The 24,596-nt window shown below is 66.9% G+C and carries 22 protein-coding genes; 18 read left to right on the forward strand and 4 right to left on the reverse strand.

Annotated features, from left to right (window positions below; translation table 11 throughout):
* Nucleotides 1–423: sulfite exporter TauE/SafE family protein (locus MLE18_RS08990; RefSeq protein ID WP_243438461.1), on the forward strand; the 423-nt coding region annotated here is incomplete at its 5' end.
* Between the two features lie 166 nt (nt 424–589).
* On the opposite strand, the gene MLE18_RS08995 is transcribed toward MLE18_RS08990, so the two are convergent.
* Nucleotides 590–1,827 (reverse strand): IS3 family transposase gene (locus MLE18_RS08995; RefSeq protein ID WP_243438462.1). Its coding sequence is split into 2 segments (ribosomal slippage): nt 590–1,482 and nt 1,482–1,827, totalling 1,239 coding nucleotides; the frame shifts between segments, so codons are not numbered across the junction.
* A gap of 675 nt (nt 1,828–2,502) precedes the next feature.
* Between MLE18_RS08995 and MLE18_RS09000 the strand changes: the two genes are divergently transcribed.
* From MLE18_RS09000 to MLE18_RS09010, 3 genes are all read left to right on the forward strand, one after another.
* Nucleotides 2,503–3,264: a ubiquinone/menaquinone biosynthesis methyltransferase gene (locus MLE18_RS09000; RefSeq protein ID WP_272881569.1), complete on the forward strand. Its 762-nt coding sequence runs from the start codon at nt 2,503–2,505 to the stop codon at nt 3,262–3,264.
* On the forward strand, nt 3,255–3,854 hold the full coding sequence (locus MLE18_RS09005; protein ID WP_243438463.1) for a class I SAM-dependent methyltransferase: 600 nt from the start codon (nt 3,255–3,257) through the stop codon (nt 3,852–3,854). The genes MLE18_RS09000 and MLE18_RS09005 overlap by 10 nt, the downstream gene beginning before the upstream one ends.
* A gap of 67 nt (nt 3,855–3,921) precedes the next feature.
* The gene (locus tag MLE18_RS09010; protein ID WP_243438464.1) at nt 3,922–4,884 is read left to right on the forward strand and encodes a UbiA family prenyltransferase; all 963 of its coding nucleotides are present in this window, start codon (nt 3,922–3,924) and stop codon (nt 4,882–4,884) included.
* Here MLE18_RS09010 and MLE18_RS09015 read toward each other — a convergent pair.
* Nucleotides 4,846–5,610, reverse strand: coding sequence for a DUF2231 domain-containing protein (locus tag MLE18_RS09015; protein WP_243438465.1), 765 nt, complete (start codon nt 5,608–5,610; stop codon nt 4,846–4,848). The genes MLE18_RS09010 and MLE18_RS09015 overlap by 39 nt on opposite strands.
* Nucleotides 5,611–5,887: 277 nt before the next feature.
* On the opposite strand from MLE18_RS09015, the gene MLE18_RS09020 reads away from it, so the two are divergent.
* Nucleotides 5,888–7,231 carry a dihydrolipoyl dehydrogenase family protein gene (locus MLE18_RS09020; RefSeq protein WP_243438466.1) on the forward strand — a complete coding sequence of 448 codons (1,344 nt, stop codon included), beginning with the start codon at nt 5,888–5,890 and terminating at the stop codon, nt 7,229–7,231.
* Nucleotides 7,232–7,243: 12 nt separating this feature from the next.
* Complete coding sequence (locus tag MLE18_RS09025; RefSeq protein ID WP_243438467.1) at nt 7,244–7,729, forward strand: RpiB/LacA/LacB family sugar-phosphate isomerase; 486 nt, start codon at nt 7,244–7,246, stop codon at nt 7,727–7,729.
* On the opposite strand, the gene eboE is transcribed toward MLE18_RS09025, so the two are convergent.
* Both eboE and MLE18_RS09035 read right to left on the reverse strand, forming a co-directional pair.
* A complete protein-coding gene (gene eboE / locus MLE18_RS09030) occupies nt 7,629–8,792 on the reverse strand; it encodes a metabolite traffic protein EboE (RefSeq protein ID WP_243438468.1) in 1,164 nt (387 codons plus the stop codon). The two genes, MLE18_RS09025 and eboE, sit on opposite strands and share 101 nt — an antisense overlap.
* The gene (locus MLE18_RS09035; RefSeq protein WP_243438469.1) at nt 8,780–9,952 is read right to left on the reverse strand and encodes a 3-dehydroquinate synthase; all 1,173 of its coding nucleotides are present in this window, start codon (nt 9,950–9,952) and stop codon (nt 8,780–8,782) included. Before MLE18_RS09035 ends, eboE begins: the two co-directional genes overlap by 13 nt.
* Before the next feature lie 254 nt (nt 9,953–10,206).
* Between MLE18_RS09035 and MLE18_RS09040 the strand changes: the two genes are divergently transcribed.
* The 12 genes from MLE18_RS09040 to MLE18_RS09095 are packed head-to-tail and all read left to right on the forward strand — an operon-like array spanning nt 10,207 to nt 24,591.
* On the forward strand, nt 10,207–10,656 hold the full coding sequence (locus MLE18_RS09040) for an NADH-quinone oxidoreductase subunit A (RefSeq protein WP_243438470.1): 450 nt from the start codon (nt 10,207–10,209) through the stop codon (nt 10,654–10,656).
* A complete protein-coding gene (locus MLE18_RS09045; RefSeq protein ID WP_243438471.1) occupies nt 10,653–13,025 on the forward strand; it encodes an NADH-quinone oxidoreductase subunit B/C/D in 2,373 nt (790 codons plus the stop codon). The genes MLE18_RS09040 and MLE18_RS09045 overlap by 4 nt, the downstream gene beginning before the upstream one ends.
* An 8-nt stretch (nt 13,026–13,033) precedes the next feature.
* A complete protein-coding gene (nuoE, locus tag MLE18_RS09050; RefSeq protein WP_243438472.1) occupies nt 13,034–13,528 on the forward strand; it encodes an NADH-quinone oxidoreductase subunit NuoE in 495 nt (164 codons plus the stop codon).
* Nucleotides 13,525–14,892, forward strand: coding sequence for a complex I 51 kDa subunit family protein (locus MLE18_RS09055; protein ID WP_243438473.1), 1,368 nt, complete (start codon nt 13,525–13,527; stop codon nt 14,890–14,892). Before nuoE ends, MLE18_RS09055 begins: the two co-directional genes overlap by 4 nt.
* Nucleotides 14,880–17,372 (forward strand): NADH-quinone oxidoreductase subunit NuoG, encoded by a 2,493-nt coding sequence (gene nuoG, locus MLE18_RS09060; protein ID WP_243438474.1) that lies wholly within the window; start codon nt 14,880–14,882, stop codon nt 17,370–17,372. The genes MLE18_RS09055 and nuoG overlap by 13 nt, the downstream gene beginning before the upstream one ends.
* A complete protein-coding gene (gene nuoH, locus MLE18_RS09065; RefSeq protein ID WP_243438475.1) occupies nt 17,369–18,358 on the forward strand; it encodes an NADH-quinone oxidoreductase subunit NuoH in 990 nt (329 codons plus the stop codon). The genes nuoG and nuoH overlap by 4 nt, the downstream gene beginning before the upstream one ends.
* A gap of 17 nt (nt 18,359–18,375) precedes the next feature.
* The gene (nuoI, locus tag MLE18_RS09070; protein WP_243438476.1) at nt 18,376–18,930 is read left to right on the forward strand and encodes an NADH-quinone oxidoreductase subunit NuoI; all 555 of its coding nucleotides are present in this window, start codon (nt 18,376–18,378) and stop codon (nt 18,928–18,930) included.
* 11 nt (nt 18,931–18,941) lie between these two features.
* A complete protein-coding gene (locus tag MLE18_RS09075) occupies nt 18,942–19,463 on the forward strand; it encodes an NADH-quinone oxidoreductase subunit J family protein (protein WP_243438477.1) in 522 nt (173 codons plus the stop codon).
* A complete protein-coding gene (gene nuoK, locus MLE18_RS09080) occupies nt 19,460–19,765 on the forward strand; it encodes an NADH-quinone oxidoreductase subunit NuoK (RefSeq protein ID WP_243438478.1) in 306 nt (101 codons plus the stop codon). The genes MLE18_RS09075 and nuoK overlap by 4 nt, the downstream gene beginning before the upstream one ends.
* A 2-nt stretch (nt 19,766–19,767) precedes the next feature.
* Nucleotides 19,768–21,645: an NADH-quinone oxidoreductase subunit L gene (locus MLE18_RS09085; RefSeq protein ID WP_243438479.1), complete on the forward strand. Its 1,878-nt coding sequence runs from the start codon at nt 19,768–19,770 to the stop codon at nt 21,643–21,645.
* A gap of 22 nt (nt 21,646–21,667) precedes the next feature.
* Nucleotides 21,668–23,158 (forward strand): complex I subunit 4 family protein, encoded by a 1,491-nt coding sequence (locus tag MLE18_RS09090; RefSeq protein WP_243438480.1) that lies wholly within the window; start codon nt 21,668–21,670, stop codon nt 23,156–23,158.
* A gap of 17 nt (nt 23,159–23,175) precedes the next feature.
* On the forward strand, nt 23,176–24,591 hold the full coding sequence (locus MLE18_RS09095; protein ID WP_243438481.1) for an NADH-quinone oxidoreductase subunit N: 1,416 nt from the start codon (nt 23,176–23,178) through the stop codon (nt 24,589–24,591).
* Nucleotides 24,592–24,596: the final 5 nt, after the last annotated feature.

A 24,596-nucleotide genomic window follows, 5' to 3' on the forward strand; every position in this document is an offset into this window, starting at 1 on the left:
TTCGCCTTCGACCGGCGCTCCCCGGCGCATCTGGCGCTGCTTGGCGGCATCGGCGCGGTGGTGGGGTTCATCTCCGGCCTGACCGGGGTGGGCGGTCCGGTGCTCTCGGTGCCGATCATGGTGGTGCTGGGCTTCGCGCCCATCACGGCCGTGGCCACCGGGCAGGTGATCCAGGTGGCTGCGGCGGGCTCGGGCACCGTGGGCAACCTGATCCACGGATTCATCGACTTCAGGGCCGCGTCCTGGCTGAGCGTGGTGCAACTGGCCGGGCTGGTGATCGGCATCCGCTTCGCGCACTCCATCAGGAGCAGGCACCTGCGCACGCTGGTCGCGGTGGTCTGCATCGGAGTGGGCGGGTTCCTGCTGGCGCGCTCCCTGGGGCAGATGGCCTTGCTTGATTGGCTGGACCCCCGAATCAACTGAAAGCTAGCCGAGGCAAAAATCGGACGGCCGAGATCAAATGCGGCAGGGATCGCCTGAAGTATGACGTGCCAATATCGGCGTAAACGGTGCCGAAGCCAGCGCAGGCCAAGCTGACCTCCAAACCTGTGACGTCAGGTGCGGCGATAGGGTGGTGGAGTTGCCCCCGCTAAACCGGACACCCTTCAGTTGCTGAAAAGCGAATGAACTCTCTGGGCGAGAGCATCCGCAGCCCCTTGTGGGGGTGCATCTCGTTGTAGTCCTCGAACCAAGCCGCAAGCTGGTTCAGGACGGTTTGAGCGTCCGGGCGGTCGTTGACGTACACGTAATCGCGCTTGAAGGTCTTTACGAACGCCTCGGCCATGCCGTTGCTCTCCGGGCTTCTGACCGGGGTGAACCTGCTAACCAGGCCCAGCCAGGACGCGAATTCCACAGTCTCCTTGGCCGCGAAGCAGGAGCCGTTGTCGGTCAGCCACTCCACCCGATGCGGCGCAGGGCTCATCCAGAATCGTTTCTCCACGCATTCCAGCATCAGGTCGCGCACCATTGAGCCCGAGATGCCGCACGTCGAGGCCGCGAACCCCATGATTTCGCGGTCGCAGCAGTTCAGAGCGAAAACCACACGCACTTTCTCGCCGTTCCAGCAGCCGACTTCGAAAGCGTCAGCGCTCCAACGCAAGTTGCTCCGCAGGGTGATGACCTTGCCTTCATGCGACCGCTCGGGCCTGTTGCCCGTGTGTCTGGCCAAAAGCAGGCCGTGGAGCCGCATGATCCGGTACACGCGTTTGTGGTTCACCCGTGGCTGGCCCATCGACACCAACCGACGATTGAGCAGGGCGCACACCCGGCGATAGCCGTAGGTCAACCGTCCATCGACGATCTCACGGATCAGAGGCAGCAGGACTTCGTCCTGGGCCATCGAATAGCGGGACGGGCGGTTCCTTGGGCCGGTCGCCAGTCGCTCGGACAACTGCGAACGGGCCACGTCGAACGCCTCCGCCACCCGTTTCACTGGAAATCCTCCTCGAACGGCAACGGCGTGCGCGATATCAGTTTTTTTTCGCGCGCGATCTTGATGCCTTCCTTGAGGATTTCCACCTCCATCGTCTTCTTGCCCAGGAGGCGTTCCAACTCGCGAACCCGCTTCTTGAGAGCACGAGCCTCCGAAGCGCTGACCACCTGGTCGTCAGCCTGCACCGCCACCTTGCCGCCCTCGCTCATGAGCTTCCTCCATCGGAAGAGCTGGTTGGGGGCGATGCCGTGCTTGCGGGCCACGTAGGAGACGCTCATCCCAGGCCGGGACGACTCCTCGACGATCCGAAGCTTCTCCGCCAATGGCCAGCGACGACGCTGCGCCTCGTTCACCAACTCGACCGTGGCGAACTCGTTAGCACTATATCTGGACATACCTCTAGCCATACCTCTTCGGTTGGTCAGGGTGTCCGGTCTAAATGGGGGCTACTCCATTACGCCAAAGTCGCAGCCCGAAACGTCGAACTGCTGGACCGGTTTCTCTCACTCCAGACGGATCACCCGTTCTGCGGCAACCGGCGTAAATGGGCACAACCGCGCTCCGTAGATGCGCCGGTCATCGGCAAGAACCGGGTGCATCGGCTCATTAAGGAGCAAGGCCTCTCAGTTCGCGGCAGTGAGCGCCCCAAGGCCCAGCGTAAGCCGACCGGCAGCAGGCCCAGGCCCACCAAGCTGAATCACCGGTGGGGCTGACATGCTCGGGCCAACGCAAGGCAAACTTACGGGTCAAGTCAGGCCGCCGGATGATCGGCAGTATCGGACCGTGCCGATGCGGCAGCTCGAATCCTGTGGGGTCATGACCCAAAATAAGTCCTACTTTGCCATGATTCGCTCCCCAAGAGAAAGAAAAGGTGCTACATGGAATCTGAATCAATGCCATAAAGAGGAAAACCCTCGCCTGTACCTAAAGCGAACTGCTTGAATGAGGTATATTGCAAAGCCCATTGGTCAGCCAAGAAGGGAACCAACCTGAAGGATTGAGCCCTCCAGGTGGAGACGTGAGCCTGGTAACCATACAGATTAGATAGTTGCCTCTGCGGAGACGAAGCCATGCCCTTGTTAGACGGCCAGGTGCGGCGGATGTTCGAGGAGGTCGCGTTTAGCTACGATTTACAGAATAGCGTGCTGTCCCTCCGCAGGGACTCGGCCTGGCGTAGGGCCCTGGCCGATCGTCTGCCGCCCGGGCGGCCCTTGCGGGTGTTGGATGTGGCGGCAGGTACAGCTGAAGTGGCGCTTGAGATATGCCGCAGACGTCCTTTGGCCCAGGTGCTGGGTCTGGATTATTCCCCGTCCATGCTGGCCGTGGGCCGCGGGAAACTCCTCTCCCAGGGCTTGGCCGGGCGTCTGAGCCTCTGCCTTGGGGACGCGCGCCGTCTCCCTGTGAGGGACACATGCATGGACGCGGTGAGCATCGCCTTCGGCATCCGCAACGTGGACGACCGGGCAACGGCCTTGGCCGAATTCCGCCGGGTTCTCAGGCCGGGAGGCCGGGCCCTGGTGCTAGAGTTCTCCCTGCCGGAGGCCAGCGTGCCCAGGAGGCTCTACCGCCTGTACTTCGAGCACGTCCTGCCGCCGCTGGGGAATTTCCTCTCACGCTCTGACTACGCCTATGACTATCTTGTGGAATCGGTGCTGGCCTTCCCCAAGCCCGAGGCCTTCGCGCAGGAGCTGACTCGGGCAGGGTTCGGCCCGGTGAGCAGGACACCGTTGAGCCTGGGCATCGTCCAACTGTACGAGGCCAACGTCCCGAACCGGCCCGCGCAAGGCGCGGCTGTTCGATCCTCGAGTTCAGAGGGGGTGTCATGCTGGTAAACTGGCCGGAGCGGGTGTTTTGCAACAGCGTGGCCCGGCGCTTCATCCTCAAGCGGCAGCTTGGTTCGCTAAAGGCGATGTCCGGCCTCGGCCCGGGGGCCCGCTGCCTGGAGATCGGCTGCGGCAACGGCAACGGCGCCCTGCACGCGCTCAGAGCCTTCGAACCGGCGCAATACCACGCCATCGACCTCGACCCGGACATGCTGCGCTTGGCCGCTGCCAAAGCCCGGAACGAGCAACGCCTGTGCCTGCTCCGTGGCGACGCCCAGGCTCTGCCGTTCCGCGATGCGAGTTTCGATGCCGTCTTCAACCTGGGCATCATCCATCATCTTGAAGACTGGCGCCGGGGCCTGGCTGAGGTGTCCCGCGTTTTGGTTCCGGGCGGGCTGTTCCTCTTCGAGGAGATCTACCCGGCCCTGTATGCCGCCCCCATCCTGCGGGATGTCCTGGCCCACCCCAGAGGCGACCGCTTCGACGGCCGGGAATTCCGGCGGGAACTTGCGTTGCAGGCCCTGGCGCTGCAGCCCGGCTACCGGGAATCGCGCTTCACCATCTTGGGCGTCGCCCGGAAAGCGCATTCTGTTTCTTGACTCGCAGGAGTGACGTACGCCCAGCGGAGCCGTTTGTCCGGCAGACAACCACCCGTGGGAGGACCCAATGAACACCCCGCTGTCCCTGACCAAAGCCCGGCCCGTGGCCCGCGTTCCAGCCCTGGTGCGGCAGCTGCGTTTCTACCTCGCCCTCTCACGAACGCCGCACTGTCTGCTGGACTTGGCGACGCCGCTCCTGGCGGCGCTGCTCTGCCTGGGCGGATTCCCCCCGCTCGGCCTGCTCTGCATGGCCTTGTTGACGGCCTTCGCGGGTTACACCGCCGTCTATGCCGTCAACGACATCATGGATTACCGCACCGACAAGGCGAACCAGGTCGAATTCGCCAAGGTTGAAGGCTACCTGGACGGGGCATTCATGCGCCACCCCCTGGCCCAGGGCGCGCTCACGCTGGGCCAGGCCCTGGCCTGGACCTCATGCTGGGCCGTGGCAGCTCTGGCGGGAGCTTGGCTGCTCAACCCGGTCTGTGCGCTGCTTCTGTTGGCCGGAGTGGCTATGGAGATCCTCTATTGCAAACTGCTCAAGGTCAGCCATCTCCGCGCCCTGGTGAACGGGGTGGTCAAGACCCTGGGCGCGCTGGCCGCGATTCTGGCAGTGGACCCCCACCCGTCGCCGCTTATGCCAACGGTTCTCTTCGTGGCGGTGTTCTGTTGGGAAATCGGAGGGCAGAACATCCCGGCGGATTGGTTCGACCTGGAGCTGGACCAACGCCAGGGGGCCAGAACCCTGCCTCTGGTGCTGGGCCGGAGCAAGGCGGCCAGGCTGGTTTTCGCCTGCCTGACCGGAAGCACCCTCCTAGGCGCGTCGCTCTTTCTGATGACTCCGGCGGACTTTGCCTGGGCATGGGTGCTGGCGGCTCTCATCCCGGGGGCCGTGCTGCTTCTGCACCCGGCGCTTGCCCTGCTCGCCCGCCAGGGCAAGGATGAGGCCGCCGAGTTGTTCAATTCGGCCAGCTACTATCCCCTGGCCATGCTAGGGGTGTTCCTTTTGGGCCTGGCTTTCAGGGGGTGAGCCCGCAGGCTTGCGGTGTAGGGGAAGGCTGAGCGTGGCCCCGAACCAGCCGATGACGCTCACCAGCAGGGTCAGCCCCAGGACCAGGGACAGGTAGAGCCAGCGGCCCGTACCCGGTGTGTCCAGAATCCGCGGGTCCGCAAGTCGCCAGATGAAGCACGTTGCCAGATCCAGGAAGAGCAGGGGCGAGAGTGAGAGCTTGACGACAACCGGTAGAATCCACTGCCTCATGTAGTTGTATTTCCATGTGAAATACCCTGTGAGCATGGCAACCGGCGTGAAGATCGCTCCGGCTCCGAGGCAGTTGAACGAGGTCAGCTCGAAACCTTTCCAGCCGAAAGCCAGGTACAGCAGGACGAACCCTGTGGCCGCGATGGAAAAGACGATGGGGAAGTGCACGGCCATGGGGTGGGGGTGACGCCGCAGCAACGGTATCCGGCGCAGGAGTTGGGGCAATTCCGGCTCCGCTTTCCGGTTCGGGGTTGCCGCGATGATACCCACCTGAGGGAAGCGCTTGAGCACATCGACGTTGTGAGGCGCGCTGGCGAACTCCAGGCTGAGGTCGCCTCCGGCCAAGTGTCGGTTCATGTGCTTGCCGCCCTTCCAGAGGCGGCTGGCGCTCACGTCGTAGACCCGTCCCTCGTGCGCCACATAGATCGGATTGCCGCCCTCGCCGTTGCATTTTGCCAGGGTTTCCTGGCTGATGACGTTTTCATCTGCGCTCATGACGGTTCCTTTGCCGGCCAGATTCGGCGATTGGCCTGCTTTGGGTTTTGCGTACCAGACCTGGGGCGTTCACGGCAACCCGGAGCCTGTTTCCTCAATCAGGCGGAACGTCCCCGAATGAGCGCCTGCCTCTTCGACGGGAACGCAACCTCCGGGTTCAAGGAGCGACCCTGCCGTCTCATTGCTTGAACCTTCTGGTCTTGGCTTTCATCCTGCGCTACTGGTCAAGAGCACTACCGCCAGCAGTCAGGAAATCTTGAGCGCGAAGGAGCAGAAAATGGCCAAAGTCTACGATCTGGTCGTCGTTGGATCAGGCCCCGGGGCGGGTCCTGCGGTCAAGGCGTGCGTCAAGGCCGGATGGCGCGTGGCCGTCGTGGAGGAAAGCCGTTTCGGCGGCGTGTGCCCCAACACCGGCTGCAACCCCAAGAAAATCCTCATGGCCGTCCCGGAAGCGAGGGGCATGGCCGCCCATCTGCTGGGCAAAGGCGTGGCCGGGACGCCGGAATGCGTCTGGAATGAACTGATGGCCTTCAAACGCGCCATGACCGAACCTATCTCCCAGGCGGTGGTCGAGCACTATCAGAAGCTCGGGGTGGATATCTTCCAGGGGCGCGGGGTGTTCACCGGGCCGGGGACCGTGCATGTCGAAGGTCATGATCTTCAGGCGAACAGGTTCCTGCTGGCGGTGGGCTGCGGGCCAAGGGAGCTTGGCTTCCCGGGGGCCGGGCACGTGTCCGTGAGCGACGCCTTCCTGGACCTGGAGGAATTGCCGGAGCGTCTGGTGTTTTTGGGCGGGGGCTTCATAGCCTTCGAATTCGCCCACATCGCCAACGCCTGCGGCAGCCGGGCAAGCATCCTGACCCACGGCGACAGGGCCTTGCGGCGCTTCGACGCGGACGCGGCCGACCGGGTTGTGGCCGCCAGCCGCGATAGGGGGGTGGAGGTGCTGCTCAACTCCCCGGTGTTCTCCGTCGAGAGGACCGGGCAGGGGCTGGTGGTCCGCAGCGGCGCCGACGGCAAGACGGTTCACGAGGCCGACCTGGTCGTCCACTGCGCGGGCCGGGTTCCTCAGGTCGAAGGCCTGGGGCTTGATGCCGCCAACGTCGCCTTCGGCCCCAAGGGCATAATCGTGGACGAGCACATGCAAAGCGTCTCCAACAATGCGGTCTACGCGGTGGGGGACTGCGCGGCCACCCCCTTCGCCCTGACCCCCACGGCGGACATGGAGAGCGCGGTGGCCGCCGCCAATATGCTGGGCACGGGCGGGGTCAAGGCGAACTATACGGGTATCCCCAGCGTGCTGTTCACGCTGCCTCCCCTGGCCATGGTGGGCCTAACCGAGGAGGCCTGCACCGCCAAGGGGCTCGACTACGACAAGTGCGAGCTCGACCTGGCCGGGTCCTTCCCCTGGAAACGCCTGGGCGAGACAGTGGGCTACTCCAAGGTGCTGACGGACAAGACGGACGGGAAAATCCTCGGGGCGCACATCCTGGGGCACAACGCCGAGGAGATCATCAACCTGTTCGCCCTGGCCATGCGCCAGGGCCTGCCCGTGTCGGCCCTGCACGACGGAATTTGGGCCTACCCCACCTGCGGGTACTATGTCCGGTACATGGGCTAGGAGGGCGACACCATGCGCATCGGGTTGGCTGCGGACCACGGCGGGTTCGACATGAAACAGGGGATGCTCGCGGCGCTTGAGAATGCCGGGCATACGGTTGTGGATTATGGGGCCGTGGTCCTGGACCAGACGGACGACTACCCGGATTTTGTCGTCCCCTTGGCCAAAGCCCTGGCCAAGGGAGAGGTGGACAGGGGCCTGGCCTTCTGCAGCAGCGGCGTGGGCGCATCCATTGCCGCCAACAAGGTGTCCGGCGTGCGGGCCGCACTGATCCACGATACCTTCAGCGCCCACCAGGGCGTTGAGGACGACGACATGAACCTGCTCTGCCTGGGCAGCCAAGTGGTGGGCAATGCCCTGGCCAGGGAGCTGGCTCAGGTCTTCCTAAGGGCCGTTTTCAGCGGGGGGGAGCGCCACCGGCGCAGGCTGGCCAAGGTGGCGGCCCTGGAGTGCGCCCCGGCCGGCGATGGGCCTCGACCCACGAAATTTCACGAATGATGGACTCGGTGAGCGAGCACGCGCGCAGTTCGGCAGGCAGCACCGACCAGGTGTAAGTCTCCACCTCCAGGGGCGTTTGCGGGTCGAACCTTGGCAGGGCCTCCTGGAGGAACCCCTGGGTGCTCAGGCACTCTGGCAGCTCGGCCAGAAAAACCGGCAGGTGGAAATGCACCCGCCAGCTCTCCACATCGTAGCGGCCGCCCGCAAGGGCCTGGGGCAGGTCGTCCAGGCGCAGAAGCTCGCCATTGGAACGTCTGCCCACGGCCTGGTGCAGGTACACGGGTTCGTCGAACCGGGCCAGCCTGTCCAGGCAGCCCGATTCCAGGTGCAGGGCCGAAGAAACCTGGACGTGGCCGATGGGCACGGCGTTGTCCGCCAACAGGGTCAGGGAGGCCGCCGGGTCCTCGAACTGGAGGGCCTGGTGGCAGCAGTCGTAGCAGACGGCCAGGTAGGGCGAGAGGCTCGGCGGGGCCTCGAAGCGCCGGAAGAAATCGACCACGTCCACTGTGGTCTCCAGCAGGCAGCCGGGCTCGGGCTCCAGGGACAGGCGGATCAGTTTGCCGGTGCGCTGGGCTACGGCGTCCAGATGCTCCAGAGCCTGGCGCAAGTGCCGGAAGGCCAGGCCCTCCTGGCCCGGATCGAAGCCGTCCCGGAAGCCCAGGGGAACCGTGGAGATGGACCCCGGGCCGGCGTCCGATCCGTCGTCCGGCAGCCACCAGCCAAGCAGGTCGGCCAGGCGCTTGGTGTAGGCCAGACGCTCGGGGTCGCGCCAGTCCGGCAGGTACACCCCGGCCTTGACCGGGACATGATGGAACCGGCCGTAGGGGAAGCCGTTCAGCGTGCGCACGTACAGCCCCGACAGCGCGAGCCAGTGGCGGAAGCGTTCCGCCTCCCGGATGTCCAGTTCCAGGCTGGCCTGGCCCGACACCCGGAGTCCGACGGGAAAAGGCTCATCCGGGGACAGTGCGGCCTTTACCGCCAGGGTGTGGTTCTCCAGGCTTGCCAGGGTCTGCGCCCAGGATTCGCCGGGGTGGATGTTTGTGCAGTACGTCACCGCCGACATGCGCGCTCCCTGCCCAATCCTGCCGCGTATTGGCCCAGCCGGGCGATGGCCCGGCGCATGAGCCCTGCGTCCACCCGGTCGACCTCCACGCGGGAGCCCGGGGCGGTGATCAGGCTCAAGGCCAATTCGCCCCCCAGATGTTCCCGGAAGGATGCCAGGGCCGCGTCCACGTCCAACGCGTCCAGGTGAGGGCTCCAGAGGGCGAAGCCCATATCCGTGAGGACTTCCAGGATGTCGTCCAGGTCGGCCTCCGCCAGCAGCCCCGCCAAGTGGGAGTAGACGCTGTCCAGAGCCACGCCCACGCCCACGGCGTCGCCGTGTGACAAGGTCCAGCCGCTGAGTTCCTCCAGGGCGTGGGCGCTCCAGTGGCCGAAATCCAGGGGCCGGGAGGAGCCCAACTCGAAGGGGTCGCCCGCACCGGCGATGTGCTCCAGGTGGAGCACGGCGCAGCGCTCTACGGCCTCCTCAACGGCGTTGGACTCCAATGCGCCCAGGCTGTGGCGCAACTGGAACAGGCGCTCGAAGAACGCCCGGTCCCTGATCAGGGCCACCTTCACGGCCTCCGACAAGCCGGTCCGGCGTTCCGCCGGGGCCAGGCCATCCAGCAGGCTGAAATCATTGATCACGGCGTAGGGCGGTGCGAACGCTCCCAGGAGATTCTTGCGTCCGAACCAGTTGATGCCGTTTTTTACCCCGACGCCAGCGTCGTTCTGGGCCAGTGTGGTGGACGGCAGGCGGATCAGGCGCACCCCCCGGTGGGCGGTGGCCGCCGCGAAGCCCACGGCGTCCAGCACGGCCCCGCCGCCCAGGACCGCCACGAACGATTGGCGGCACAGCCCGCGCTGGACGATCAGTTCCAGAACCTGGTGCACCAGGTCCATGCCGTCCTTTGCCTGTTCGCCTCCCCGGACCACCAGGGGGTCGCCGGCCAGGGCGATGGTCTCGCGGTGATGCCGAACATAGTCCTTGAATCGTCCGATCAGGCCGGGAAAGGCGCGCACGGGGCCATCGTCCAGGACCGCGGCCAGCTTATGGGGGCCGGGTCCGGCCTGGGCCACGGCATCGCGCAGGGCGGGATTGGCCGGGTCCAGAGCCTGGCGTGTAAACACGACGGGGTAGCCGTGGGTGACGCTGAATGATTCTCGGAATGTGCTGGTCATATGAGTCCCGATGGTTGCATGATACCGGGCGGATGCCGTTCGCGAGGGCGGCGGCCCGCCGTCCGCGAGGGGGGTCAGCTCATGGGCGGACCTGGCATAGTCTTCTTTGTAGGTGGCGTGGGGTGGTTCGTCAATTCTTCGACAAGTTTTCGCGGGGTTGTTGAATTGCCGCTCACGATCACCTAGTATGGTGCATCATCCGATTCTCGCTTGAAGGGCAGTACCGGCCCGGTGCGGGAAGGGAGACCATGGGTATGTCTGAGTTCACTCCGCTGATCCCGGCCTTTTCCCCCTGGGAGCCTTCGGGACTGTCCCTGAGCGTCTTCGGAGCGCTTGTCCTCGGGCTGATGGGTGCGATGCTCTTCCTCGCGGGCTGGCTCGGGGTCAAGATGCCGGGCGGCGAGAAGCGCCGGGCCTACGAATGCGGCGTCATCCCTACCGGAACCGGCAGCTTCCGCTATCCCGTCCCCTTTTTCCTCACGGCCGTTTTCTTCCTCATTTTCGATGTGGAGACCGTCTACATCGTCTCCTGGGCCCTGGCCTGGGACACGGCCGGGCTGCCGGGCCTGATCCGCATGGGCGGGTTTATCCTGATCCTCGGCTTTGGCCTGGCTTACGCCTGGCGCAAGGGCGGCCTGGAGCCTGAGCGGGGCTTCGGCCCGGATCGGAGCCCCACACCCGGAAGCGGGGAGGACGCCCGATGAGCGGTCCGCAGGATATGGCCCTGAACGGCCTGGACATCGTCATCAATTGGTCCAGAAAGAACAGCCTCTGGCCCTTGTTCTTCGGGCTGTCGTGCTGTTTCGTGGAGGAAGCCGCGGCCTTCACCTCCCGCTATGACATCGCCCGTTTCGGCTCGGAGGTGTTTCGGGGTTCGCCCCGCCAGGCCGACGTGCTCATCGTCTCCGGCACCTTGTTCAAGAAAGTGGCCCCGGTGGCACTCCGGCTCTACGAGCAGATGTCCAGCCCCAAATGGGTCATCTCCATGGGCTCTTGCTCCAATTCAGGGGGCATGTACGACGTCTATTCCGTGGTCCAGGGCACGGACCAGATCATCCCCGTGGACGTATATATTCCCGGCTGCCCGCCCCGGCCCGAGGCGGTGTTCGACGGGCTCCTGCGCCTACAGGAGATGATAGCCGCGGGCGAGCGCCCGGCCCGGCCCGTCCTCGGCCTCGCGGGGGGCAGCCAGGGCGGCAGGGAGGGCGTGCTGACGGACGGGGTGGACAAATGCCGCGATCCTCGCGGGCCGGGCTATGCGGGCATCCCCGTGCGGGGCACCCCTGCCACGGAGCCCTGGTTCCGGGAGAGCAGGGCGGACCTGATGTGGACCCCGCCCGCGCCCGTCCATGAAATCTCCACGCCGGAGCTCGGCCAGGCCAGGAGCCTTGCCGCGCTCTTCGGCCAGGACGCGGCCCTGGAGCCCGCCTCCACGGACATGCCCACGTACCGGGTTCCGAAGAAGCGTATCATCGATGTGCTGCGCCACCTCAAGACCCAGTCAGCCCCGCGCTACGCCCGCCTGGAGGACTTGACCGCCGTGGACGAGACGGCCAGGCGGCAGCGCCCGGAGAACGATTACACCCTGGTCTACACCCTGCGCTCCCTGGAGGACGCGAGCCTGCTGCGCCTGAAGGTCCCTCTGGCCGGAGGGAGCCCGCAGGCCCCGAGCGTCACGACGGTCTGGCCCTCGGCCTCCTGGTACGAGCGCGAAGTGCGGGACATGTTCGGCATCGCCTTCGAGGGCCTGGCCAACCCGCGCTCCCTGCTCCTGCCGCCGGGCTGGGAGGGCCACCCGCTGCGCAAGGGCTACCAGGGCCGGGCTACCGCCATGCCCCCCTTCACCTCCCGGGAGGCCCGGAGAATGGAGCCCGTGGACGCGGGCGAACTGTTCGCGGGGAGGGACCATGCGGGCGAGTACCTGCTCAATTTCGGCCCCCACCACTACGCCACCCACGGCGTATTCCGGTACGTGCTGGCCCTGCAAGGCGAAACCATCACGGACATGGAGATGGACATAGGGTACCACCACCGGGGCGTGGAGAAGATCGGGGAGCGCCAGACCTGGCACCAGTTCATCCCCTACACTGACCGCGTGGACTACCTGGTGGGGCTGGCCAACAACTTCACCTACCTGACCGCCCTGGAGGAGCTGGCCGGGGTCCAGGTTCCGGAGCGGGCCCAGTACATCCGCGTCATGCTGGCCGAACTGTTCCGGCTTTCCAATCATCTGGTCTGGTTCGGAACCTTCGTTCAGGATCTCGGAATGATGAGCCCGGTCTTCTACGCCTTCCGGGAGCGCGAACAGATCCTGGACATCGTGGAGTTCATCACCGGCGGGCGCATGCACCCTTCCTGGTTCCGCATCGGGGGCGTGGCCATGGACCTGCCTTCCGGCTGGAAGGACATGGTGCTGGAATTCGTGCGCGTATTCCCGGACAGGCTCAAGCAGTACCACGCGGCGGTCACCGGCAACCCCATCGTGCGGGCCAGGACCAGGGGCGTCGGCCGCCTGAAGCTGTCGGACGCGGTGGACTGGGGCGTGAGCGGCCCCAACCTGCGGGCCTGCGGCCTGGAGTGGGATTTGCGCCGCACGGCGCCGTACGGCGCCTATCCTGACTTCGATTTCGATATCCCCACGGATACCGGCGGCGACTGCTACGCCCGCTACCTGGTGCGTATGGAGGAGATGCGCCAGAGCCTGCGCATTATCGAGCAGGCCGCCGCGCGCATGCCCGAGGGGCGCTACGTAGCCGGCGACAGCCGCTACGGGCTGCCTGAGAATAAGGCCGCCCTGAAGGACATCGAGAGCCTCATCCATCATTTCGTCAACGTCACCCGTGGGCCGCGCTTGCCCGAGGGCGAGGTCTACCGGGCCACGGAATCGCCCCGGGGCGAGCAAGGCTACTACCTCGTCAGCGACGGTGGCTGCGCGGCCTACCGCATGCGCCTGCGCACGCCGGGGTTCGCCAACCTCCAGGCCGTGCCGCTCATGTCCGTGGGCGGCAGGCTGGCCGATTTCGTGGCCGTGCTGGGCTCCATAGATTACGTACTGCCGGACATTGACCGCTAGGAGTGCACATGCAGCTCGAAGAACTCAAAAACAAGCTCCAGCAGGAGGTCAGCAAAGCCGAATTCCCCAGGGAACACGCCATCGACGTGCTGTACGCGCTGCAAAACCACTACGGCTACCTCTGCGACGAGGCCATGGCGGATGCCTCCTGGATTCTGGGCATGACCCTCCTGGAGTTGGAGGAACTGGCCACCTTCTACGACTTCCTCTACCGGCGTCCCGTGGGTCGGCACATCCTTCACGTCTGCGACGGGGTGGTCTGCTGGATGTACCATCAGTACTCGCTCCTGGACCACCTGTGCCGCAAGCTCGGCGTCGGCCCGGGCCAGACCACCGAGGACGGGCTGTTCACCGTGCTTCCGGCCGGATGCGTGGGCAACTGCCACCAGGCCCCGGCCATGCTGGTGAACGGCCGTTTCTACGGCGGGCTGACCCCGGAAAAGATCGACACCATCCTGGACGATCTGCGCGTCTCCCATGAAGAGCTGGCGGTCTGCCGATGAACGCCCCCTTCAGCCCCATCCTGCTGCGCAACCGCCGTCCCGACGGGCCGGTCCCCTTCGATGAGTATCGCGCAAACGGCGGCTACGAGGCCCTCCTGGCCACGGTCGGCAAGCGCGATCCAGGGGAGGTCCAGGCAATGGTCCTGGAGGCCAACCTGCGCGGGCGGGGCGGGGCCGGCTTCCCGGCGGGCCGCAAGTGGCAGAGCGTGCCCAAGGGGCACAAGGGGCCGAAATTCGTCCTGCCCAACACCGACGAGATGGAGCCTGGCTCCTTCAAGGACCGCATCCTGGTCGGAGCGGATCCGCACATGGTCATCGAAGGGGTTCTGCTCTGCGCCTACGCGGTGGGGGCGGAACACGGCATCTTCTTCGTCAGGCCCTCCTACGAGATGGACGCCGAACTCATGGAGAGGGAACTTGAGATCGCTCGCTCCGCGGGATTTCTGGGCAGAAACATCCTGGGCAGCGGGTTCGATTTCGACATGGTGGTGCACCGCAGCGCGGGGCGCTACATCTGCGGCGAGGCATCAGCCCAGATCAACGCCATCTCGGGCCTGCGCCCCAACCCGCGCAAGGGCGGGCCGCGCATGGCCGTGAGCGGGTTGTGGGGGCGGCCCACCGTGGTGAACAATGTGGAGACCCTGGCCTGCCTGCCCGGCATAGTGCAAAACGGCCCGCAATGGTTCAAGAATCTTGCTCGCACCCCCACGGGCTCAGGGTCCAAACTCTATTCCGTCTGCGGGCCGGTCGCCCGGCCCGAGTGCTACGAACTGCCCATGGGCACCCCCCTGCGGGAGATACTTTTCGAGCACGCCGGGGGCATGCTTCCCGGGCGCACCTTCAAGGCCTGTTTGCCGGGCGGGGCCTCCACCTCCTTCCTGCCCGCGCGCCACCTGGACGTGCCCATGGATTTCGACGCCCTGAAGGCCATCGGCCAGCGGCTCGGCACCGGCTGCATCATCGTGTTCGACGAGGAAACCTGCCTGGTGGGGGCCACCCTGAACATGATCGACTTCTTCGCCAGGGAGTCCTGCGGTTGGTGCACTCCCTGCCGCGAAGGCCTGCCTTTCATCCGCAATATCCTGTACCAGATCGAATCCGGCCAGGGACGCGAAGAGCACATCGGCATGCTCAGGCAAATGGGCCACCACATGCGCCACGCGTACTGCGCCCTGGCCCCGGGCGCCGCGGCGCCGCTGCTCGGGCTGCTGGATTTCTTCGAGGACGAGGTGCGCGAGCACATCCGCCACAGGAGTTGCCCCTTCGGCGCCGTGGCCCCGACGCCCCGGGGCAAGCCTTGCGCCCCCGGACCGGTCACCTTCGGCCCGACGCCATGCCGGGAGGGACTGTCATGCCGGATCTGATCATCGACAAGCGCCCGGTGAGCGTTCCCGAAGGGACATCGGTCATCGAGGCGGCCGAGCGCCTGGGGATCATGATCCCCAGGTTCTGCTGGCACAAGGCCCTCAAGGTGGCCGGGGCCTGCCGCATGTGCGCCGTGATGTTCCTGGAGGGGCCTGTGAAGGGCCTGGATATGAGCTGCTCCGTCCTGGCCGCCGCCGGCATGGTGGTTTCCACGGACCACCCCGAAGCCGTGGATTTCCGCCGCCACATCATCGAGTGGCTGATGGTCAACCATCCCCACGACTGCCCGGTCTGCGACGAGGGAGGCCACTGCCTTCTCCAGGACGAGACCATCTCCGGCAACCACTGCCTGAGGCGCTATGCCGGGCGCAAGCGGACCTACCAGGACCAGTACCTGGGACCCTTCGTGCAGCACGAGATGAACCGCTGCATCCATTGCTACCGCTGCTCCCGTTTCTACCAGGAGGTCGCGGGCGGGCGTGATTTCGGCCCATTGCAGATCGCCAACCGGGTCTATTTCGGCCGCTACGAGGACGGGCGACTGGAGAGCGCGTTCTCGGGAAACATGGTGGACCTCTGCCCGACAGGCGTGCTCACGGACAAGACGGCCCGCTTCAAGGCCCGGCGCTGGGACCTTGAGCGCGCCCCCTCGGTCTGCCCGCACTGTTCACTGGGCTGCAACACCACGGTCGCGGCACGCTACCGCGAGGTGCTGCGCGTCGAGGCCAGGCTGAACGAGGCGGTCAACGGCTATTTCCTGTGCGACCGGGGCCGCTTCTCCCACGGTTTTTCCAGCCTGCCCGGACGCCCCCGCCGGGCCTGCGCCGACGGCAAGGAAACAACCATGCCCCAGGCTTTGGCCCAGGCCGCCGAGCGGCTCCGGGTTGTTGCCGCGCGTCATGGACCCCAGGCCGTGGCCTGCCTCAGCTCGTGCAGGGCCACCCTGGAGACGCTGGGAGCCCTGGCGGGATTGGCTGACGCCGCGGGTTGGACCGGCCCGGCAGTGTTCTCCGGCGTTCGCGAGGCCGGGGAGACCATCCATTCGGTAAGGGCGTTGAGCCCGGAGCGGGTCTGCTCCCTGGCGGAGGTGCAGCGCGCCGACGCCGTGCTCTGCCTGGGCCTCGACCCCCTGGGCGAAGCGCCCATGCTGGCCCTGGCCATGCGCCAGGCCGCCCTGGATGGAGCCCTGGTGCTGGTCGCCGACCCCAGGCCCGTGGCCCTGCCCTTGCCCTTCGTCCACCTGCCGGTCCATCCCCGCGACCTGTCCGCCTGCCTGGAGGCTCTGACCGCCCTGGCCACACCCGTCCAGGCTGCTGCGCTCGCGGCGGAAATCCTCCCCCGTCTGCTCCCCGGCTATCCCGGGCTCTGGCCGGTTCTAGAAAAGACGGCTCCGGCCCTGGCCGCCTGCCGCAGGCCCGTGCTGGCCTGGGGACAGGCCATGCCCGGCGTCGGCACCGGCGCTGGCCCGGGCTCGTGGACGCCCCTGGCTGGGCGGATATCCAAGGCCGCCGACATCCTGGCCGCCTCCCGGGACGGTTGCAAGCTCCTGCCCGTGTTGCCGGGACCCAACGCCTTCGGGGCCGCCTTGTTGGCCCGGGCATCTTCCGGCGAGGGGCAGCCGAGCCACGCGGACGTCCTGGCCGGAATCCGCCAGGGCCGGATAAAGGCCGTGCTGGCCGTGGAGTGCGATCCCTTCGACGGGGCGGCGTTGTCTGAACTGGAGACCCTGGTGGTCCTGGACTGCCTGCCGAGCCGCACGGCGGAACGGGCCGACGTGTTCCTGCCCGCCACCACACTTTTCGAGTCCGGGGGGACGCTGGCCAACAACGAAGGCCGCCTCCAGTACGCCAGCCCGGTCCATGCCTGCGGTCTTCCGGTGTCCCAGGACGGGGCGGGGGGGCATCCTCCCCGCGCCTTCGACCGGGCCCTGCCCGGGACCGAACCGCGTCCGGCCTGGGCTATCCTTGAGGAACTGAGGGAAACCCTCGGCTTCCCGGCCTACGGCCACCCCTGGGGAGGTGTGGCGACGGCCGTGCCCGCCCTGGCTCATCTGCCCCGCGAGAGCTACCCCTTCGACGGGATGCGTGTCAGCGCCGCGCCCGCATCCGGCGACGGTTTTCCGGACCAGCTGCAAAAGCCCGACACCTCCGGACGCGGTGGCGATTACGCGGTGGTCTGGGGCGAGGCGCTCTTCGGAACCGAAGAGCTGGGGAGCTACAGCGAACTCGTGCGCCAGGCGGCGGGTGAGACTTTCGCCTGTCTGGGGGCCGAAGACGCTAAGGGCCTGGGCATCGCCGAAAAGGAGATCGTCGTGGTCACCCTGGGCGGCCGGGACGTGGAAGTTGCCGTCAGGATTTTCCCGAACATGCCTGCGGGCGTCATCGTGTTGCCCCGCCTGCGGGGCCTTGCCGGTCCGTCCGGTCCGGGTCCGGAGTGCGGAACCGCCGCCGTGCGCCGTAAGGCGGGGGGGGCGGTATGAACATGCTCCTCGGGGTGGCGGTCATGCTGGGCAAGATGGCTCTGGTGTTGGGCGTGGTCCTGACGGCCGCCGCCTACCTGGTGCTCCTGGAGCGCAAGCTCCTGGGGCGCATGCAATTGCGCTACGGGCCCAACAGGGTGGGTTTCTTCGGTCTGCTGCAACCCCTGGCCGACACGGTGAAGATGCTCCTCAAGGAGGACACGGTCCCCGAGGGGGCGGACCGCTTCGTTTACCTGGCGGCCCCGGCCCTGGCGGCTGCGCCGGTGCTCTTGAGCTTCGCCGTGGTACCCTTCGGCGAGCCCCTGGTGCTCTTCGGGCGGAGCATTCCCTTGGTCGTGACGGACCTGAACGTGGGCCTGCTCTTCGTGTTGGCCATGTCCTCCCTTGGCGTGTACGGGGTTGCCCTGGCGGGCTGGGCTTCGGACAACAAGTACAGCCTGCTGGGGGGCATCCGGGCTGCGGCGCAGATGGTCAGCTACGAGATTCCCCTGGCGCTGTCCCTGGTCCCAGTTGTGATGTTGGCCAGATCCCTGAACCTCTCCGAGATCGTGGCCGCCCAGGACAAGTGCTGGTTCCTGTTCATGCAGCCGGTGTCCTTCGCGCTGTTCCTGCTGAGCGCCATGGCCGAATCCCGGCGCATCCCCTTCGACTTGCCCGAGGCCGAGAACGAGCTCATGGCCGGGTTCCACACCGAATACAGCGGCATGCGCTTCGGGCTCTTCTTCCTGGGCGAATACATGAACATGATCCTCCTGGGGCTGTTGGTCTCCATCTTTTTCCTGGGAGGGTGGCGCGGGCCGCTGCTGCCCCCCCTGGTCTGGCTGGGGCTCAAGACGTTTCTTGTCCCGGTGTTTCTGATCTGGACGAGGGCCAGCCTGCCCAGGCTGCGCTACGACCAGCTTATGGCCTTGGGCTGGAAGGTGCTGATACCCGTGGCCCTGGCCAACGCGCTGGTCACGGGCGCGGTTCTGGTGCTGTGGCCCTAGGGCATGGAGGCGAACTCATGAGCGAAAAAAGCGGATTCTGGCGTGAAATCGCCCGGGGCGCGGCCGGGCTGGCCGGGTCCTACAGGGAAACTCTCCGGCACGTGTTCGAGGCCCCGATCACCGAGCAGTACCCGGAATACAAGCGCGTCCTGCCCGAACGCAGCAGGGGGCGCATCATCCTGACCCGCTCTCCGGACGGGCAGGAGCGTTGCGTGGCCTGCTACCTGTGTTCCGGGGCCTGCCCCGTGAACTGCATCTCCATGCAGTCCGCCGAAGGCCCCGGAGGCAGGCGCTACGCCGCCTGGTTCAGGATCAATTTCGCCCGCTGCATCTACTGCGGCCTCTGTGAGGAGGCCTGCCCCACCCTGGCCATCCAGCTCACGCCCGAGTTCGCCTTTTCAGGTCCGGACCTGGCGGCCTTCGTTTTCGAGAAGGAGGACCTTCTTGTGGATCACGGCGGCAAGGATTCGGAGTACGATTTCTACAAGCACGCCGGTGTGGCGGTCGAAGGCGGGAAGGGCAGCCACCTGGACGAGGACGAACCCATCGACGTGCGCACGCTGCTGCCCTAGGACATGAAACCATGAGCTTATTGGGTGTCATCTTCTACCTTCTCGCCGGGATAACACTGGGCGGGGCCGCCATGGCCGCCACCAGGCGGAACCCCATGCACGCGGTGCTGTACCTGGTGGTGGCCCTGCTGGCCTCGGCGCTGATCTTCCTGTTGTTGGGCGCGCCGCTTCCGGCCATCCTGCAGGTGGTGGTCTACGCCGGTGCGATCATGGTGCTGTTTTTGTTCATCATCATGCTCCTGGGCCTGCGCGGCGAAGCTGGAGGCATCGGGCTGAAGCGCGCGGCTCCGCCCGTGTGTCTGGCCGGGCTCTGCCTGGCAGCCGCCTGGAGCGTGTTCGCAAGAGATCCCGGAGCGAAGGTGGTCCTGAGCGCGACCCAGGCCCGCCCGGCCGCGACAGGGGCATTCCTGCTGGAGGCCTACTGGCCGGCGCTCGAGGCCGTATCCATCCTGCTGTTCGCGGCCCTGGTGGCGGCCCTGGTGCTGTGCCGCCCGGACCGGACGCATCGCGATGGCCGGAGAGGCGCGTCATGATCGTTCCCTTTGAGCACATCCTGATCCTGGCCACGGCGCTCTTCGTGCTGGGCGCGGCCTGCGCGGCCATGAGGCGTTCAGTGATAATGATCCTGGTGGGTGTTGAGATCATGATCACCGGCGCGGCGGTGGCCTTCGTCGGAGCCTCGCTGCGCTGGCAGACCCTGGACGGCCAGGCGGCGGTGATCCTGGTCATGGGATTGGCCGCCGCGGAGGTGGCCTTCGGCTTGGCCCTGCTGGTCCACGCCCGCCGCCGTGGCGGCTCGCTTGAAGCCGACGGCTACACAGGGCTCAAGGGCTGACCATGAAAACCCTGCTGGTGACCATGCTGCTTTTTCCCGCCGCCGGTGCGCTGTTCCAGGCCCTGCCGGGCCGGATGCTCTCGCGGCGTCTGGCCGGATGGGCGGCCTGCGCGGCGGTGGGCGGCGCGCTTGCCGCTGCCGTGGCCGCCCTGAGCCTGACTCTGGGCCAGGGTCAGACCTGGGCCGTGAACCTGTGCGGCTGGTTCGCGGGGGAGGGCTTCCAGGCTCAGGCCAGCCTGCTCTACGACCCCCTGGCCGGGTTCATGGCCGTGACGGTCACCTTCGTCTCCCTGCTGATACACCTGTATTCCACGGCCTTCATGCGCGAGGAACAGGGCCACGCCCGTTATTTCTGCTACCTGAACCTGTTCGTGTTCTTCATGCTGGTCATCACCCTGGCCGACGATCTGCTGTTCCTGTTCCTGGGTTGGGAGGGGGTGGGCTTCTGCTCCTACGCCCTGATCGGCTTCTGGCATCAGGATACGGCCAACGTGACGGCCGGGGGCAAGGCCTTCATCCTGACCCGCCTGGGCGATCTGGGGCTGGTTGCGGCCCTGGCCTTGATGGCGGGGATGTGGGGCGGCGCCTCGGTGAGCCGGGTCGCGTCCGAGGCGGCCTCCCTGGCCCCGCAGACCTCCATGATCCTCGGATTTTTGATCCTGCTGGCGGCGGTGGGCAAGTCCGCCCAGTTGCCGCTGACGGTCTGGCTCCCCGACGCCATGGCCGGGCCGACGCCCGTGTCGGCCTTGATCCACGCCGCCACCATGGTCACAGCGGGGGCTTACCTGCTCATGCGCCTGACCCCCCTGCTGGCCCACGCTCCCGTGGTGCTCGAGGCCACGGCCCTGCTCGGTGCGTTCACCGCCCTGTACGGTGCCCTGGCGGCCCTGGCCCAGCGGGACATCAAGCGCATCCTGGCCTATTCCACCATCAGCCAGGTGGGCTACATGTTCCTGGCGGCTGGCTGCGGCGATGTGCCCGGCACCATGTTCCACCTCATGGCCCACGCCTTCTTCAAGTCCCTGCTGTTCATGGCCGCTGGGTGCCTGATCCGGGCGGTGGGCGGGGAGCATGACATCTTCCGCATGGGGGCCAGGCTCAGGCGCGAGATGCCCGGCGTGTTCGTGCTGTTCCTGTGCGGGGCCGTCTCCCTGGCGGCGATGCCCCTCACTGCGGGGTATTTCAGCAAGGGGCGCGTGCTGGCCGACGCCCTCAGTCTGCCGGGCTGGCCCTACGTCCTGAGCGCAGTCCTCGGGCTGGAGGCGGCCTTCGTGACCGCGCTCTACGCCTTCCGGCTGGTCTACACGGCCCTGGCGGGCAGCCCGGACGATCCTGCTCCCCACACCCCGGATACCGGAATGAGGCGCATGGAGTTGCCCTTGTGGCCCCTGGCGGCCCTGGCTCTTGTCTTCGGGTTCGTCAACCCGCCCGAGGTGTTCGGATTGAAGGCCTGGCTGGACGCTGCCCTTGCCGGGGGCTTAGGCCATCCGGCCCACGCGGCTCCGCCCATCCGGGTGGAGATGTTCGTGGCGGCCCTCGACGCCGCCCTGGCCCTGGCCGGGTTGTGGCTGGCCAGGCGAATGTACGGGCCGGGCCGAAAGCCCGCGAGCGACGCCGCCTGGATGTCGGCCACCGGATTCGGCCTGGACGCCCTATACGCAACGCTGGTGGCCGGGCCTTACCGGAAGCTGGCGGATTTCACTGCCGTCAGGGTGGACGGGGCCGTGCTGGATAGGGGTGTGGGCGGCGGCGCGAAAGCAGTGCTGGCCTTGTCGAGGGCCGTGAGCTCCCTGGCCACGGGGCGCGTCTCCACAACCCTGAGGGCCTTGCTCGCGTCCATGGCTGTGGCGCTTGTCTACCTGGCGTTGCGCCTGGCCTGAGCCCCGGAGGGCGACAACGACCATGAACGCATTCCCCTGGCTTTCCCTGATAACCTTCCTGCCCCTGGGCAGCGGATTGCTGATCCTTGGCGTGCGGGAACGGCCCGAGCTCTGCCGCAAGTTGGGGCTTGCGGCGGCCCTGGCCGAACTGGCCGTGGTCTTGGCGGCTGTGGCCGCGGCGGGACAGGCCGGGGGGAGCTGGCTCCTGGTGGAGGACAGGGCCTGGATACCCGGCTTCGCCATCCGCTACACCCTGGCCATGGACGGCCTGAGCCAGGTGTTCGTATGCCTCACCGCCCTGTTCGGGGTCCTGGGAGTTCTGGTCTCCTGGAGGCAGGTCACCGAGCGGGTAGGGGCCTTCCACTTCTGCCTCCTGGCCGCTCTCAGCGGCGTGCAGGGGGTGTTTCTGGCCACGGACCTCATCCTGTTCGCGCTGTTCTGGGAGGCGCAGCTCATCCCCGTGTTCTTCCTGATCGCCGTCTGGGGGCACGGCGAGCGCCGCAGGGCTGCCGTGAAGTTCTTCCTGTTCAGCGCCACGGGCGGCCTCTTCATGTTCCTGGCGGTCATCGTCCTGTCCGTGGCCCACGCCGGGGGGCAGAGCTTCGCCCTGGCCGACCTGACCGGCGCCCAGCTTCCGCCGGGTCTCGGGGCCTGGCTGTTCGCCGCCTTCCTGCTGTCCTTCGCGGTGAAGATACCCCTGGTGCCCATCCACATCTGGCTTCCCGACGCCCACACCCAGGCCCCCACTGCGGGCAGCCTGATCCTGGCGGGCCTGCTGCTCAAGACCGGCGGCTATGCCCTGATGCGTTTCGCCTTCCCCCTTTTTCCGGCCCAGGCCGCCGCCTGCGCTCCGCTGCTGGTGGCCCTCGGGCTGGCCGGGGTGTTCTTCGCCTCGCTGATGGCCCTGGTGCAGGACGACCTCAAACGCCTGGTGGCCTACTCCAGCATCGCCCATATGGGGCTCACCGTGGCGGGAATCGCCTCCCTGACCGGGCTTGGCATGACCGGCGCGGTGGTCCTGATGGTCTGCCACGCACTGACCACGGGCGGGCTCTTCGCCTCGGCGGGCATGGTGGACGAACGGCTCGCCACCCGCTCGCTCAAGAGCCTGGGCGGGCTCTGGGATCAGGCCCCGCTGTTCGGGAGCCTGTTCCTGGTCTTTTCCCTGGCGTCGGCGGCCCTGCCGGGGCTCGGCAACTTCGTGGGCGAGATCATGATCGTGTTCGGGCTCTTCAAGGTGCATGCCCTGGCAGGTGCGGCGGCCGTGGCGGGCATGGCCGTGACCCTGATCTATCTGCTGCGCATGAACCGCGACACCCTGTTCGGTCCGAGGCGCTCCGAGCTGCCCATGACCGACGTGGGCCTGCGCGAGGCGCTGGTTCTGGTCCCGCTGGCGCTGGCCGTCCTGCTTGTCGGATTGCACCCGGCCCCGCTTCAGGACCTCATCGCTGGGCCAATCCATAACCTGTTGATTCACCTGCCCCAGTTCCCGGCGCTGGGCGTGCGGCCCTAGGCGGACAAGGAGCGTTCATGACCTGGCTATCCACGCAGTTTATGCCGCACGCGGCCCTGGCCGCCGGGGGGCTGGCCGTTCTGGGCGCTGGGGCGGCGTTCAAGCGCCCGCCCAAGGAGCTGCTGTTGGGCGTCTCCCTGGCAGCGGTGCTGTGCGCGGGGTTCTTCAGCGGTTTCGGGGCCTGGCCCCCGGGGACGCAGAGCCCCATGCTGGCTGCGGGCGGATTGGAGCGGTATTTCACAGTGCTGGTCTGCGCGGCCGCCGGCCTCAGCATGTTGCTGATCCACAGCTATGCGCAGGAGCGCGGCTTCTCAGGGGATGCGCTCTACGGCCTGACCCTCTGGGCCGGGCTCGGCATGCTCATCACCGCACAGGCCGCCAACCTGCTGCTCCTGGCCATCGGCGTGGAGCTGATGTCGCTGTGCCTCTACGCCCTGATAGCCTCCCGCCGGAATGATCCCCTGGCCCTGGAGGCGGCCCTCAAGTATTTCCTGCCCGGAGCCGTGGCCCTGGCGGGCATCATCTTCGGCGTGGCCCTGGTCTACGCAGGGACCGGCGAGATGGACATGATGGCCGCCTTGGCCCGGAATTCGGCCACGGCAAGTGTCGGTTGGACCCTGATCCTGGTGGGGCTCGGCTTCAAGCTGTCCCTGGCCCCGGTGCACCTCTGGACGCCCGACGTCTACCAGGGGGCTCCGGCACCGGTGACGGCCTTCCTGTCCACGGGCTCCAAAGCCGCCGTGGCCGCTGTGCTCCTGCGCCTGGCCCTGGCGGCCGGGTGGGGCCAGCCCGCCGCCGTTCTTCAGGCGGCTGCCGCCTTGACCATGGCCGCCGGCAGCATCGCGGCCCTGAGCCAGAGCAGCCTCAAGCGCCTCCTGGCCTATTCCTCCATCGCCCAGATGGGCTTCGTGGCCATGGCGGTGCTGTCCGTGAGGGGCGGGGGGGAGAGGGCGGCCATGTTCTCCCTGGGAGTGTACGCGCTCATGGAGTTGGGGGCCTTCGGGGCTGTGGGGCTGCTCTCGCCGGACGGATCGGACCGGGACATTTTGGAGGACTACCGGGGGATGAGCTACACGCACCCTTGGCGGGCAGGGCTTCTGGCCCTGAGCCTGGCTTCACTGGGAGGGCTGCCGCCCACTGCCGGATTCATCGGGAAGTTCGTGATATTTCAGGCCGCGCTCAATGCGGGGCTTTACTCGCTGGCCGTCTTCGGCATGCTCGCGACCATCGTGGGCCTCTACTACTGCCTCCGGGTGCTGGTCACCCTCTATACGCCGTGTCCGGCGGGGGCCGAACCGGAGAGGCTTCCGGCCGGGACCCCGGCCGAGACCCCGGGCAACCTGGCCTGCATGGCCGTCGCCGCGCTGCTCGTCGCCGTTGGCCTTTACCCCGCCCCCCTGCTGGAGGCCGTCTCCGCGCTGATCCTGGGGTGAATCCG

The organism is Fundidesulfovibrio soli (assembly GCF_022808695.1).
Classification (GTDB): domain Bacteria; phylum Desulfobacterota; class Desulfovibrionia; order Desulfovibrionales; family Desulfovibrionaceae; genus Fundidesulfovibrio; species Fundidesulfovibrio soli.